General features: G+C 70.2%; 8 protein-coding genes and 3 pseudogenes. 7 read left to right on the top strand and 4 right to left on the bottom strand.

The window, feature by feature from the left end; translation table 11 throughout:
• Both Ato02nite_RS26945 and Ato02nite_RS26950 read right to left on the bottom strand, forming a co-directional pair.
• Positions 1-237: pseudogene (locus Ato02nite_RS26945) on the bottom strand (sugar ABC transporter substrate-binding protein); the annotation flags it as partial.
• A 28-nt stretch (positions 238-265) separates the two neighbouring features.
• Complete coding sequence (locus Ato02nite_RS26950) at positions 266-3,082, bottom strand: M36 family metallopeptidase (protein ID WP_213009424.1); 2,817 nt, start codon at positions 3,080-3,082, stop codon at positions 266-268.
• A 145-nt stretch (positions 3,083-3,227) separates the two neighbouring features.
• Between Ato02nite_RS26950 and Ato02nite_RS26955 the strand changes: the two genes are divergently transcribed.
• Entirely contained in the window at positions 3,228-5,990 is a 2,763-nt protein-coding gene (locus Ato02nite_RS26955) for an nSTAND1 domain-containing NTPase (protein WP_213009425.1), read from the top strand.
• Here the strand turns inward: Ato02nite_RS26955 and Ato02nite_RS26960 are convergent.
• Complete coding sequence (locus Ato02nite_RS26960; protein ID WP_213009426.1) at positions 5,968-7,956, bottom strand: S53 family peptidase; 1,989 nt, start codon at positions 7,954-7,956, stop codon at positions 5,968-5,970. The two genes, Ato02nite_RS26955 and Ato02nite_RS26960, sit on opposite strands and share 23 nt — an antisense overlap.
• A gap of 53 nt (positions 7,957-8,009) precedes the next feature.
• On the bottom strand, positions 8,010-9,263 hold the full coding sequence (locus Ato02nite_RS26965; protein ID WP_213009427.1) for a sensor domain-containing phosphodiesterase: 1,254 nt from the start codon (positions 9,261-9,263) through the stop codon (positions 8,010-8,012).
• 132 nt (positions 9,264-9,395) lie between these two features.
• Between Ato02nite_RS26965 and Ato02nite_RS26970 the strand changes: the two genes are divergently transcribed.
• From Ato02nite_RS26970 to Ato02nite_RS26990, 6 genes and pseudogenes are all read left to right on the top strand, one after another.
• The gene (locus Ato02nite_RS26970; protein WP_246607447.1) at positions 9,396-10,415 is read left to right on the top strand and encodes a radical SAM protein; all 1,020 of its coding nucleotides are present in this window, start codon (positions 9,396-9,398) and stop codon (positions 10,413-10,415) included.
• Between the two features lie 74 nt (positions 10,416-10,489).
• Positions 10,490-11,113: pseudogene (locus Ato02nite_RS53325) on the top strand (sigma-70 family RNA polymerase sigma factor).
• Positions 11,114-11,183: 70 nt separating this feature from the next.
• Positions 11,184-12,056 carry a glycosyltransferase family 2 protein gene (locus Ato02nite_RS26980; RefSeq protein WP_213009429.1) on the top strand — a complete coding sequence of 291 codons (873 nt, stop codon included), beginning with the start codon at positions 11,184-11,186 and terminating at the stop codon, positions 12,054-12,056.
• Between the two features lie 118 nt (positions 12,057-12,174).
• Complete coding sequence (locus Ato02nite_RS53330; protein WP_438873078.1) at positions 12,175-12,453, top strand: phosphoketolase family protein; 279 nt, start codon at positions 12,175-12,177, stop codon at positions 12,451-12,453.
• Positions 12,342-13,843, top strand: a pseudogene (locus Ato02nite_RS26985) (phosphoketolase family protein); the annotation flags it as partial. The gene Ato02nite_RS53330 and the pseudogene Ato02nite_RS26985, both read left to right, overlap by 112 nt.
• Positions 13,844-13,893: 50 nt before the next feature.
• A complete protein-coding gene (locus Ato02nite_RS26990) occupies positions 13,894-14,349 on the top strand; it encodes a DUF4383 domain-containing protein (protein ID WP_213009430.1) in 456 nt (151 codons plus the stop codon).
• Positions 14,350-14,378: the final 29 nt, after the last annotated feature.

Below are 14,378 nucleotides of genomic sequence, written 5' to 3' on the forward strand. Positions count from 1 at the left end.
GTACTGCAGGTCGACCTGGTAACCGAGCTCCTCGAGGTCTTTCTTGACGTTCAGGCCGTCACCGTTCCACCGCTCCGAGGAACGGGTCGGCATGGTGACACCGATCAGGGCGCCCTTGGTGTCGCCGGCGGTTCCGGATCCCTGCTTGTCGGTGGTCTTCTCGCTGGAGCCGCACGCGGTCAGCGTGACGGCCAGTACGGCGGCGGATGCCGCGGCGGCCAGAAGGGTGTATCGCATGGCCAGCTCCTTGCTGTTCGCCGTGAGTTCAGTGGGATCTGCCGTAGACGCCGACCTCGACGGTGTCGACGAAGTAGCACCCCGCGTAGAAGTCGGGGCAGGTGATTCCCTCCTCGGCGATCTGGGTGCCGAGCATCGTGTAGCGCAGGTAGCGCACCGCGGACGTGCTGCCCGCCGCGAGGGGGACCTCGTTCATCCGGCCCCGGTTGCCGGCCCCGAAGTGGCCCGCCGACGCGACCGTCCAGGTCTGGCCGTCGGCAGAGGTCTCGACGCGGTAGTCGCCGGTCGAGGCGCTCGGGTCGTCGCCGCAGTTGCCGGACGGGTTGATCGCGATGGACGACACGTCGACGGCGGTGGGCAACCGCACCACCAGGTGGCGTGGGTCGATCTTGCCATTGGCGTCGTAGGTGGCGTCGGTGCTCCACCCGGTCCGCTGCAGGGCATCCACCGCGGCCACCGGGCCACAGCCGACGAACGAGTAGTCGTCGCCGTCGGCATCGGTCACCTGGCTGCCGCCGCCGGTCGCCGCCCAGTCCCGGCGCAGCGTCCAGTCCACCCGGTTGGTGCCGGGACGGATCCGGACGTCCCGCATGCTCGGCTCGTAACCGGGGAGGGTGGCGCCGACCTCGGGGTAGGTGCCGCCGGGCAGGACGCCGGCGATCGTGTACCGGCCGTGCGGGTCGGTGGTCGCCCGGTAGGAGTCGGCGAAGCCGGAGTCGTGGCCGGCGAAGCTGACCGTGACGCCGGCCAGTGGAGTGCCGGAGTCGGCGTCGGTGACGTTGCCGGTGACCGAAGTACGCGCGGCGTCGCGGGCCGGCGGCATCGAGAAGTCCTCGATCGGGGTGACGTCGTCACCGTCCAGGTCGGCGGCGAACCAGCCCATGCCCCGCCCGGCGAAGACCTTCCAGATCTTGTGCTGGTCGCGCCCGTCCCCGGTGACCCTGTCGGCCATCAGGATCGAGTTGCGCATGTCGAGGAAGGACGGGTTGGCCGGGGACAGCTCCATGGCTCGGGTGATCAGGGATTCGGCCAGTTTCGAGCCGACCGCCGTGCGCAGGTCCCACAGCGTCTCGCCCCAGATCTCGCCGTCGGCGTGTGATTCCGGGAAGCCGAGGATCTTGCCGTAGTCACCGTAGGTGTAGCCGCCGGATCCGGCACCGGGGGTTCCCGGACATACGCCGGCACTCGCGCCGACCGTGCAGTCCAGCGGTTGGGTCCGGATCAGGTTCTGGTCGTCGCCCACATACCGGCCGACCAGTACCTCACCCGGTGCGGCGGTGTCCTTCTGCACGCCCAGCGCGGTGAGGTGGTCGAACGCGTACCAGTCGCTCCATGCCTCACCCATCGAGTAGCCCTGGGCACCGGTCAGTGCCGAGTTCCCGGACGCGTCGACGACCAGCCGGTTCGACATGCCGTGGGTGTACTCGTGGTAGACGACGTCACCCTCGTCGCCGGAGTTGGCCGCGATGAACGGGTCGTCCGGCGACGGGTAGTGGAACAGGTACATCTGCATCCGTCCGGGCACACCGTCCGGGGTGGGCAGCATGTTGGCGTTGTCGACGTGGTCGCCGTCCGGCCGGCCGTTCGCGGTGTCGGCGCCGTCGAGCGCGTTGACCTCGATCGGGTCGCCGTCCGCGGTCTCGTAGTTGCCGGCCTGACGGGTGAAGCCGATCGGCGCCTTCTCCAGGTGGTCATGGAAGCTGCTGACGTAGTAGAACAACTGCGCCGCGTTCTGCCGTGAGTTGTCCTTCCACGAGTACGCGGTGTTCGGGTCCCAGGAGCACTGTTTGTCGGCGGCGCAGGGCGGGCCGACCTGGGCGGTGAAGTCCTTGAACGGGAAGCGCCAGTCGCCGGGCCGGGCGGGTGCGACCTCCTCCCCCGGGCCGGCCTGATCGTCGTCGTCGACGTCGAGGAAGACGTGCGCCGAATCGCCGTCGAGGGTGGTCGCGCCGGGTGCGATCCAGCGGGCGAGGGACTGGCGCCGCTGGGTGCCGCCGAGCGGGGCGCCCGGATAGTTCTGCCACACCGCGGCCTGCGGGCCGTTGTCGTTGAGCAGCAGGTCCTGCCGGTAGAGGACGCGGCCGGTCGCCGCGTCGATCACATGCAGGTAGCCCTGCTTCGTGCTGAGGGTCTGCCAGGCGAGGCGGGTGCCTCCCCGAGTGGCGAAGGCGACCAGCTCGGCCGGGTCGCCGGGGCGGGCGCCGACCTTCGAACCGGCGTCCTTGACCGCGGCCGCGCGGGCCTGGTCGGCGGTCATCCTGGCACTGCCCGGCGAGGTGGGCAGGGCCGCCACCGGGGAGCCGGTGACCTGAATGAGCCGGCCGTCCTTCGCGACGTCGGCGCGCACGCCGTTGCCGAAGATCGGCACGTCGCCGACCATCTGCTGGAAGCTCAGGTGGTGGGTGCCGTCGATGTCGACGTAGTCCTTGCGCAGTCGCAGCGCGGCGACCTCGGTCGCGCTCAGGCCGAACACGTCGGGGTGCGCGATCAGGTAGCCGGTGGCGATCTCCTTGGCCGGTTCGCGGCCGGCCGCGGTGAGAAACCCGTCCAGCTTGGCGACCCGGCGGGCCGTCCCGGTCTCCGGGTCGAGGTCGACGATGCCCTGCGGGCCGAGCCCTTCGTGCAGCCTGGTGACGCCGGCGGCCGGGCGGGCGGCACGCAGCGCGACAAGGGTGCGCGCGTCCGGCGTACGGGTGTCGAAGCCGGCCCGCCGCTCTCGGTGGTGGTCACGGACGGTGGCCGGCCCCGGGCCGGGTGCCGCGGACGCCGAGGCGGGTACGGCGCCGATGCCCAGGACGATCGAGGCGGCCGCCGCGACAGTCCTGCGTGCTCGTGCGGATGTCATCGATTGACTCCTTCATGCCGCTGGCACGGCATCTACTGTGGAGTGGTCTGGCCCGCGGGGAGTGACCCCGACCATAGGCAGCCGGCCGATGTTCAGGTTCGGCGTCGATCACTGAACAACAAACACCGGACACGGCGAGACGACGATGACGACTGATGGAGGTGCCGTGCCGCGGCAGGAACGTCCGTTGGAGTCCGAGGACACACCGCTCCTGCGGTTCGCCGGTGACCTGCGTCGACTTCGCCTGCGCGCCGGCCGGCTCTCGTACCGCGAACTGGGGAAGCGGACCAATTACTCGGCCGCGGCACTGTCCGAGGCGCTGTCCGGGCGTCGGCTACCCAGCCTCGCCGTCACCGGGGCGGTCGTGCGGGCCTGTGGTGGCGATATCGACGAATGGACCGAGCGATGGCGTCATCTGGCTTCCGCGCAGCCGGGTGCGAGCGCGGACACGCCGGCGCCGTACGTCGGTCTGGCGCCCTACCAGGTAGGTGATGCCGATCGGTTCTTCGGCCGGGAGGCGGTGACCGACACGCTGGTGAAGCTGGTCGACGACCGCCCCTTCGTCGGCGTCTTCGGCTCCTCCGGCGCGGGTAAGTCGTCGCTGCTGCGGGCCGGGCTGGTCGCGCGGAGCCGGCGTATCCCGATCGTGATCACGCCGGGAGCCGATCCGATCAGCGAACTCGCCGTGGCCGTGGCGAATGTCGCCGACGAGCCCGTCGACCGCGTTCGCGGTGATCTGGCAGCGGGTCCGGAGGCGTTGCGCGGCTGGCTCGCGAAGGCCACGGGCGACGTGTTGCTGGTGGTCGACCAGTTCGAGGAGGCGTTCACCCTCTGCCACGAGGCCGACCGGGACTGGCTGATCCGGGCGTTGACGAACGCCGCGGGACCGCACGCGCGCATCGTGGTCGGCGTTCGCGCCGATTTCTACGGGCACTGCGCACGCCACCCGGAATTGGTCACCGCACTGCACCGGGCGCAGGTGATGCTCGGCCCGATGTCCACCGAGGAGCTGCGGTCGGCGATCACCGAACCGGCCGCACGCGCCGGGGCGACGATCGAGACGGCGCTGGTGGCTCGTCTCGTCTCGGATGTCGCCGGGCAGCCGTCCGTGTTACCGCTGGTGTCGCACGCGCTCGCCGAGACCTGGCAGCGACGCCGCGGCATGGTCGTGACACTGACCGGCTACGACGACGTCGGAGGTGTCGAACATGCCCTCGCCCGGACCGCCGAGCGCACCTTCGAGCAGTTCACCGAGGAGGAGCGCACCGCGGCCCGGTTGCTGTTCCTGCGCCTGGTCGTGCCGGGCGACGGCACCGAGGACACCAAGCGACGGGCCCGGCGTACCGACCTTCCGGTGCCGGACGCACTCCTCGACCGTCTTGCCGCCAGCCGGCTGATCACCATCTCCCGCGACAGCGTCGAGCTGACCCACGAAGCGCTGCTGCGGGCCTGGCCACGACTGGCCGGTTGGATTTCCCAAGATCGAGACGGCCTGCGCGCCCAGCACCGGCTCGCCGAGGCCACCGCCATCTGGGAGTCACACGACCGCGACCCCGACACCCTCTACCGCGGCGCGCGCCTCGATCAGGCCGCCGCGCTGCGCGACCGGCTCAACCGGCACGAGCGCGAGTTCCTCGACGCCGGGCTGGCCGCCGACGACGCCCGTACGAAAGCTGACCGGCGCGCTACCAACCGCTTGCGCAGGCTCGCGGCCGGGCTGACCGCCCTGGCGGTCCTGCTGGCCGGCACCGCGCTCGCGGCGATCGCCGCGCAGCACAAGGCCGCGCGGCAGCGCAACGAAGCGCTCTCCCTGCGGGCTTCCGATACCGCCCGGGACATGATCGCCGGCCGGCCCCGCGACGCCGCGACGCTGGCCCTGGCCGCCTACCGGCTCGCACCCACCCCCGAGGCTCGGGACGTGCTGCTCCTGGCGCACGCCGCCGCGGGTGCCACCACACTCGGGCGTGGATACGCGAGCCCGCCGGGCCGGTTCGCCGTCACCTACGCCGCCGGAACGGACGATGAGCAACTGTGGCGGCGCGTCGGCACGACGTGGCGACCGGCCGCCACTCTGCGCACCGCGAACAGCTATCTCCGTGTGAACAGCATCGACGAACGCCGCGCGATCTACTGGGCGGGCAACACCCGCTCGTTTCTCTGGGACCTGGCCGACCTCGACCACCCTCGTCGGATCACGGTGCCGGCCGACCTCGGAATGATGGACAGCATGGACCGGACCGGTTCCCTGCTGGGCGCGGTCGGCACCGACAGGACGGCCAGGGTGTGGCGGGTCGGCGATCGATCCGTCCGGCGACTGCCCGCCACGGAGGTCCTCGGAACAGCCGTCCTCGCCGACGGTTCCGGCATCGTCCTCAGCCGCCGCGACGGCGCTCAGGACGCCATCGAGAAGTGGACCCCGGACGGCCGCCTGACCACGACCCTGCTGCGCGTCCCGCATCCGGCGGTCGTCCAGGCGGGGCCTGCCGGACTGATCGTCATCACGTCCTACCTGAGCAGCGCAAACATGACGATCATGGACGTACGCGACCAGCATGCCCCACGAGTCGTCGCCCGAGCCGACGGCCTGGACGAAACGGGCACCGCCGCGTTCGATCCGACCGGACGAACGGTGGCCGTCGTCGACGGTGCCGAAGCGAGGATCTGGGACGCCGGGACCGGCGCCCAGATCCTCTCCCTGCGCACTCAAGGCCTGCATCTGAGCACGCCCCGTCTCGACGGCGGCGAGTTGTCCCTGCTGGACGGGAAGTCGGCGGTATGGCGCATCGACAGCGACCTGAATGCTGTCATCCGCCAGACCTGTGCATCGCCGGGCACCGTCGACTGGGACAGCAACTTCCCGGGCACGGCACGGAAGCAGCCGTGCCTCAGAACAGACGGAACGCCGTGACGAAGGAATCGGTCGGGGTTCCGAGGCCGGTGACGTCGTCGAAGCCGGGGGTCACGGTGAGGCCGAGGTCGGCGCCGAGCGTGGTCAGGCACGGTTCCGCGTCGGCGTCGCCGTTGCAGTACTTCACGCCTGCCGTGATCGGTGGGTGGTGCGGATTCACCGGACCGATGTCGTGCAGTGCCCGGGTGCCGGCCAGCTTGTACAGGGCCGGGTTGACGAAGCCGAGCGCGTGGCCGGTGGCCTGCTTGGCGTTCGCCTCCAGCGCGGCCAGCAACGGCGACGATCCGCTGGTGCCGCCGCCCACCGGCCGCTCCGCGTACACCGGCGGGCCGGGCTCGGGGTCGGTGTCGGAAGGTCCGGGATCGCCCGGCTCGACCGGTGCGGGCTCCCCCGGCGCGGTGTAGCCGATCAGCCAGAACGTCCCGGCGTCGGCCGACACATCCGGCACCACACGGCGCGCCGGGACCGTGCCGCCCGCGGAGGCCAGGGCATCGGGAACCACGCCTCGCTGATAGGCGGGCTGGGCGATCTTCGTGCTGAGCCCGCCGCCGGAACCCATCAGGAAGGTGCCCGGCGGGGTGCCGGCGTACCCGGCATCGGTGATCGCCGTGACGGTGTCGCCCCAGCCCCATTCGCCCAGCACCTTGCCGCCCGCGCCGATCGCCAGGCTGGTCCCACCGACGCCGGTCGCCCACGGGTCCGAGGTGGGGAACGGCACCTTCGCCCTGCCCAGGCTGTCGTCGCTGCCGTCGCCGTAGTCGCCGGAGGCGAAATTCATCCCGATTCCCTCGATCGCGCCCTGCTGCAGGATCAGTTCCCAGGCGGTGATCATGGCGGGTGAGGTGTCCGACTCGATACCCGGCCACGAGTTGCTGACCACGTCGGCGAGGTGGTCGTCGACGACGCGGGTGTGCGCGTCGAAGAAGTCGTACTCGCCGTAGGCGCACCCGGCGCTCACGAAGACGACCTTGGCGTCCGGCGCGATGATGTGCACGGTCTCGACGTCGAGGGCCTCCTCGGGGTTGTCGCCGTCGGGCCACTCGGAGCAGTCGAAGTCGGGCGGAAGGTTCTCGGTGTACTGACCCGGCTTGAACCCGGCCACCCCGTGCGCCGCGAAGAACCGGTTCGCGTCGGCCTCCATGGTGGGTGAGCGTCCGTCCAGCACGATCGCGACGGTCGCCCCCTTTCCGGCGTAGGGGCTGCCCTGCACGCCGTAGGCCTGGCGCATCTGGGTGGGCGTGTATCCGCAGACCTCGGTGGGCGCGGTGGTCCGGCCGTACGCCGTCGGGATGTTGACCTGATGTTCGCCCCAGTAATGCGAGCAGGGGTAGGTGGCCGCGGTTCGGGCCTGCTTGGCCTGCGGGACCTGGCGTACCGCCGACCGGCGTTCCGACCCGCTCCAGGCGAAGGAGGTCAGGCCGTTGACGGCGGCGACGGCCGCACCGATCCCGGCCGGCACCGACACGTCACCGACCGGCACGATCTGCGAGTAGGACTCCTTGTCCGTGCCGATCCGGTAGGCCCGGAACTCGGTGCCGAACGCGATTGCGGCCTGCCCGACCGTGGCGTCGGCGGCCAGGTAGTGCCCTGTGCTCGCGGTGACGGTCATGCCTTGACCGGCGAGCCAGTCCCGCACCTGGGCGGTCTGCGCCGGGGTGGCCCCGAACCGCTGCCGGTACTGCGCCGGGGTCAGGTAGTGGGCGTAGTGCGCACTGTCCGGATCGGAGACGGCCAGGGCGGTGCTCACCCGCCCGGCACCGTCCCGGCCGGCCAGAAACACGCGCAGGTGCAGTTCGGTGGCCGGATCGGCCGCCGTGGACTCGCCGGCCGGCGGTTCGCTGACCGGGGACGGCAAGGTGACACGCTCGGGAAGCGACGTGCCGGCGAAGGAGACACCGGCCGTGCCCACCAGGGCGGTGACGGCGAGACCGACGAGCAGTCCGCGCCACAGCTTTTTCGAAGTCATGCTCCTATGACGCGGGTCGATGCCCATCCGTGGCGAAACACCGGGATCGCGTCTCAGGGTCTGGTGAGGCGTCCGATCATGGAATGGGCGGCGGCGGTCACCAGCGCGCGGTCGTAACTGACGACGAATTCGAACTGGCGGTCGGCGTCGGGGCCGGTGTCGCCGAGGTCGCGGGCCATCAGGGCGGCGGCGGTGTGCGCACCGAGGACCACGACGGTCCATTCGGTGGCCAGTGGGTCGAGGACCGGCAGGTCGCTGCCGCGGACGCCGGGAGCCGGTTCGGCCGGCATGTCCACCCCGAGGGCGGCGACGAACGGCAGGTGGGCGGCGAGTTCGGTGAACCTGCGGGTGGTCGACGGGCGGAAGAACTGGACGTGTTCGAAGGCGGCGAGCAGGACCGGCGGGACCGTGGCCTGCAGAGCCGTCAGTTCCAGAGTTTTCGACAGCGGGACGAGCAGATGCTTGGGTGCGTGGCGGATCTGCCGGCCGGCGCCGATCATCTCGTAGGGGGTCGCGCGCAGGGTGGCGCCGATCGGCCGGGCGGCGAACCGCTCCGGCCGGAACGTCGCCGGGGAGAAATGCCGTTCGCCCCGGCTCCAGAGCCATCCTTGACCGAGCGTGGCGCCCAGCACGAGTGCGCGGGTCAGGTCCTGCGGTGTCTCGATGCCTTCGGCGACCACCTCGGCGCCGGCCTGCTCGGCGTAGGCGCGCACAGCGCCGGCCACGATCACGGTGCCGGGGTCCTTGACGGTGCGCAGCAGACCCAGATCGAGCTTGACCACCTCGGGACGCAGCAGCGGAATAAAGGCAAGAGACTCCGGGTGTACGCCTACGTCGTCCAGGGCGATGGCACAGCCGGCGGCGCGCAGCTGCTCGGCGCCGGCCAGCACGCCCGCCAGGTCCTCGGCCAGGGCCCGCTCGGTGATCTCCACAACTACCTGGACGTGCGCGGCACGGACGGCGAGGGCTTCGAGGACGACGTCGAGACGCTGGGTGAGTGTGCTGGGCTCGAGGTTGACGAACAGCGTCACCGGCCGTCCCTCGGACAGGCGGGCGGCGTCGGTCAACGAAGCTTGCAGCGAGGCTCGTTCCAGCTCGGCGAGGCGGCCGGCCGAGCGGGCGGCGTCGAGCAGGGCCATCGGCGACTGCAGGCCGGACCCGTCGGGGCCCCGCAGCAACGCCTCGAACGCCAGCACCGCCCCGGAGTCCAGATCGACGAACGGCTGATAGACGCAGTGCAAGCCGTCCCGCAGCACGCCGTCCAGGCTCACGCTGCCCTCGCCGGCCTCGGCCTGACGCATGTCCATGGCATCCACAATCAGTCATTCGGCAAGGACGGCGCTCGGTTGAGTTCGCCCGTCGTGGCCGGTGCGGAGTTTACGACCGATGCGTCGTGGGTCGGACGTTTCAGGTGGAACACGCGGGGAATGCGCCCCGCCATGATGCCCGTGCCGGTCGACCTGGACGGACCGGCGCTGCCGCCGCACCTGCAGGTCGAGATAACCTCCGCCTGCAACCTGCGGTGCACGATGTGCCTGGTCCGCTATCGGCCGCCGGTGAACAAGCTGGCCGGCGCCATGCCGCTCGAGCTGTTCCAGCGTCTGATCGGCGAACTCCCCGATCTGCGGCGACTCACCCTGCAGGGTCTGGGCGAGCCGCTCCTGTCGCCCTATCTGCTCGACATGATCCGTACGGCCGTGGACCGGCGGGTCACGGTCGGCTTCAACAGCAATGCGACGCTGCTCAATCGCCGACGAGCCGAGGAGCTGGTCGACAGTGGCGTCGACTGGCTGCACGTCTCGCTGGACGGCGCCACCGCGGCCACGTACGAGAACATCCGCGACGGCGCGCACTTCGGGACCGTCACGGAGAATCTGGCTGGACTGGTCGCCGCCAAACGACAGGCCGGAAGTACGACCCCCTGGATCCGGGTGGTCTTCGTGGCGATGCGCGACAACGTTGCCGAACTGCCCGGCCTGGTGCGCCTGCTGGCCGAGATCGGCGTCGACGAGCTGCATGTGCAGAACCTCTCGCACAGCTTCTCGGACACCGATCCGGCCGGCCGTTACGCGGGCATCCGCGCCTTCACGGCCGATCAAGCGCTCTGGACCGGCGCCGATCTCGACAATGCCGCCGCCGCGTTCGCCGCGGCGACCTCCGCCGCCGCCGAGACCAGCCTTCACCTCCGGCTGCCCGGGCTCATGACGGCCGAGGCCGGACCGCTCGACGGCCGAGGGTGTTCCTGGCCGTGGGACGCGGTCTACGTCACCAGCGCCGGCGTGGTCCAGCCCTGCTGCATGGTCATGGGCGACGACCGGGCCACCCTCGGACAGCTCGGCGAGCAATCCTTCCCGGACATCTGGTACGGACCGGCCTACCGCGAGTTCCGCCGACGGCTGATGAGCGACGATCCTCCGGAGGTCTGCCGCGGCTGCTCGCTGTACCGAGGCACCTTCTGAACGTACCGGACACACTAGTACGTTCAGCTAGATTACGATCATTTTTCGGCTAAGTTCGAGTTGCCGGTCAAGAAATGTGCCGACTCCGAGGCGCGGTGACGCCGTCCGACACCCAGCCTCATACATACAGCCGTTCGACCGAAGCTGACCGCTACGCCTCGGACCTCGTACTGGCCCTGGCCGAACTACCCACCGACCATCCGGACCGTCCCGCGGTGCGCCTCCGGGCGATAGAGGCCTGGCTGCCGATGGCACACCGGCTCACCCGCCGTTACGCCGGCCGCGGCCGAGGCCGAATTGATCCAGACCCTCAACCGGTCGCCGACCGTCGCCGACATCGCCGTCCACCTCGACGTCTCCGAGAGGCGGTACTCGAAGGACTGGAAGGCGGACACGCCTACCGTGCCGTCTCGCTGTCCACCCCCATGGGCGACACTCCGGGGTTCGAACTGTCCGACCTGCTCGGCTCCGACGACAGCGGGTACGAACTCGCCGAACTACGCGTCACCATGCCCACCGCGATGGCCCACCTCACCGAACGCGAACAGCGGATCATCGCCCTGCGCTTCTACGGCAACCAGACCCAGGCACAGATCGCCGCTCAGATCGGCGTCTCCCAGATGCAGATATCCCGGCTGCTCACCGGCGCACTGGCCAAACTCCGCGAACACCTGGCCCCCGACCTGACGCCGAGCTGATCCCGAGCCGGTTTGAGCGGCGTCGGCACGGGTATGCGGCGCGCTCGCAGGCCGATCCGAGGAGTGTCAGGTGAACCCGACCAAGAACGTCACCCATCCGGGGCCAGAACCTGCCTCCTCGGCTCGGCCGACACCCGAGACCGACGACGTCACCGTGGTGGTCGCCACCCGGAACCGGCCCGATCGGTTGCGTCAGACCATGCGGCACCACCGGGCGCCGGTGATCGTCGTCGACAACGGCTCCGATCAGCCGCTCGACATCGACGGCGCGGAGGTGATCCGCCTCGACCACAATCTCGGCGCGGCGGCCCGCAACATCGGCGCCGAACGGGCCCGCACCCCGTTCGTCGCCTTCGCCGACGACGACTCGTTCTGGGCGCCCGGTTCGCTGGCCTGCGCCGCCGAAGTGCTCCACGCCTGTCCGCGTACCGCGCTGCTCGCCGCCGAGGTGCGGGTGGGCCCGGAAAACCGCCTCGACCCGATCTCCGCCGACATGGCCACGGCCCCCCTGGGCACTCCGGCCGGCGGTGCCGGACCGGCGGTGCTCGGCTTTCTCGCCTGCGCCGCGGTCGTTCGCCGCGACACCTTCCTGGCCGTGGGTGGATTCAACCCCAAACTTCTGGTGTACGGCGAGGAGGCCCTGCTCGCCATGGACCTGGCCGCCGCCGGTTGGCAACTCAGCTATACGCCGCACCTGACCGTGCACCACCACCCCGAGCCGGCCGGCCGGAACGTCCGCGCCCGGCGGCGCCGCGAGGCACGCAACCGGATTCTGACCGCGCTTTTGCGCCGCCCACCCGCCGTGGTCGCTCGTGCCGTCGCCGCCGGTCTGGTCACCGACCCGACCGCCGTGGCCTCAGTGCTTCCCGAACTGCGCTGGGCCCTCAACGATCGCCGCCGAGTGCCCGAGTCGGTGGAACGCGCGCTGCGCGCCATCGCCTGAGCCTGAAGGCCGACAGCGCCCGGCACGCTTCAGGACGCTCCGCCCGGGTACCCGCCGATGCCATGACGGCAACCACTCCCCGGCGAGGAGGCAACGCGTGACGCAGCAGCTCGCGAGCATGGGCGGAGACACCTCCGCCGACAACGAAGGCGTCAGTGGCGGCGAGTCGGTCGCTCCGGTCCCGTACGCGCTCGGTGACGCGACGGGCCCGCTGGAGCGGCACGAGCTGGAACCGGTCGATGCCTGGTGGCGCGCGGCGAATTATCTCGCCGTCGGGCAGATCTACCTCCAGGCCAACCCGTTGCTGCGGGAACACCCGGATCGTTCCATGAGGGCGGCGAGCTGGGTTACTCGCTGTTGCACGCGTACGGTGCGGTTCTCGACAACCCGGACCTGACCGCCTTCTGCGTCGTCGGGGACGGTGAGGCGGAGACCGGCCCGCTGGCCGGCAGCTGGCATGCCAACAAGTTCATCAATCCCGTACGCGACGGGGTGGTGGTGCCGATTCTGGCCCTCAACCAGTACAAGATCGCCAATCCGACGATCCTCGCCCGCATCCCGGAAGCCGAACTGCTGGATCTCATGCGCGGCTACGGTTACGCACCGCACATGGTCGCCGGCGATGGTCCCGCCGACGTCCACCAGCAGATGGCCACCGCGATGGACGCCTGTCTCGGCACCATCGCCGAGATCCACCGCACGGCCCGCGACGACGGCGACGAACGCCGTCGCGTGCTCGAACAGTGGCTGCGGTCGTACCGGCCGGAGGAACTGTTCGACGACGACGGCCGCCCGATCGCCGGCCTGCGGCAGGCGGTGCCCGCCGGTGACCGGCGGATGAGTGCCAACCCGGTGGCCAACGGCGGCACCGTGCTGCGCGACCTGCGGTTGCCGGACTGGCCAGCAATCGGCTCCAGGACATCCTCGACGTCACCGAGCGCGATTGGCAGGCCGAGATCGGCGAGTTCGACGAGAAGACCGGTCCGCGCGGTCGAGTGATCGAGGTGCTGTCCGAGCACATGTGCCAGGGACTGCTCGAGGGCTACCTGCTCACCGGCCGGCACGGCCTGTTCACCTGCTACGAGGCGATCATCCACATCGTCGACTCGATGTTCAACCAGCACGCCAAATGGCTGAAGGCGAGCGCCGAGGTGCCGTGGCGGCGCCCGCTGGCCAGCCTGAACTACCTGCTTTCCTCACACGTGTGGCGGCAGGACCACAACGGGTTCACCCACCAGGACCCCGGCTTCCTCGATGTGGTGATGAACAAGCAACCCGGCATCGTACGGATCTATCTGCCACCGGACGCGAACACGCTGCTCTCCACGTACGACCGGGTGATCAACGTCGTGGACCTGATGCGGCTGCAGCAGGACAACGAGCACCCGCACGGCCTGCCCGACCGCGAGTTCGACACCCTCTTCACCGCCGACCGGCCGGTGATCTTCGCATTCCACGGCTACCCATGGCTGATCCACCGCCTCACCTACCGGCGCACCAACCACGCCGACATCCACGTCCGCGGCTACCAGGAAAAAGGCCCGACCACCACGCCGTTCGACATGGTCATGCTCAACGACCTCGACCGTTACCACCTGGTCATGGATGTGATCGACCGGGTGCCGGGCCTCGGCGCACGGGCGGCCGGGCTGCGGCAGGACATGGTCGACGCTCGGCTGCGCGCCCGCGCCTGGACCCGCGAGCACGGCGCCGACCTGCCCGAGGTGGCGAACTGGACCTGGCCGGGCACGGCCGGTGAATCCGATAAACTCATCGAGAGTCGTTAATCGCGATGCGTAGTGGGTAGCCGATCGCATCCCTATCAAGGAGGTGCTTCATGGTAACCAGATCCCACTCCGGCAACGTCGCTTCGGCTCGTCATCTGGTGCAGACCACAGCCCTGGCAGTCGCCATTGTCTTTCTGCTCGTCGGCGTATTGGGCTTTATTCCGGGCGTCACGACGGACTACGACAGCATGACGTTCGCCGGGCACCATTCCGATGCGAAGCTGCTGGGCGTCTTCGAGGTTTCCGTCCTGCACAACATCGTGCATCTGCTGTTCGGAGCGGCCGGTCTGGCGATGGCCCGGACCGTCTCCGGTGCACGGCTGTACCTGGTCGGCGGCGGCGCCGTCTACCTGGTCCTCTGGCTGTACGGCATGGTGGTCGGCCAGGACACCGCGGCCAACTTCGTCCCGCTGAACCCGGCGGACGACTGGCTGCACCTGTTCCTGGGACTCGGCATGATCGCGCTCGGACTGCTCACCACCCGCCGATCGGTAGCCCGCCGGTAACCACGGCTGCGCCGGCCTCCCACGAGGGA

The sequence above is a fragment of the Paractinoplanes toevensis genome, assembly GCF_018332695.1.
GTDB lineage: Bacteria > Actinomycetota > Actinomycetes > Mycobacteriales > Micromonosporaceae > Actinoplanes > Actinoplanes toevensis.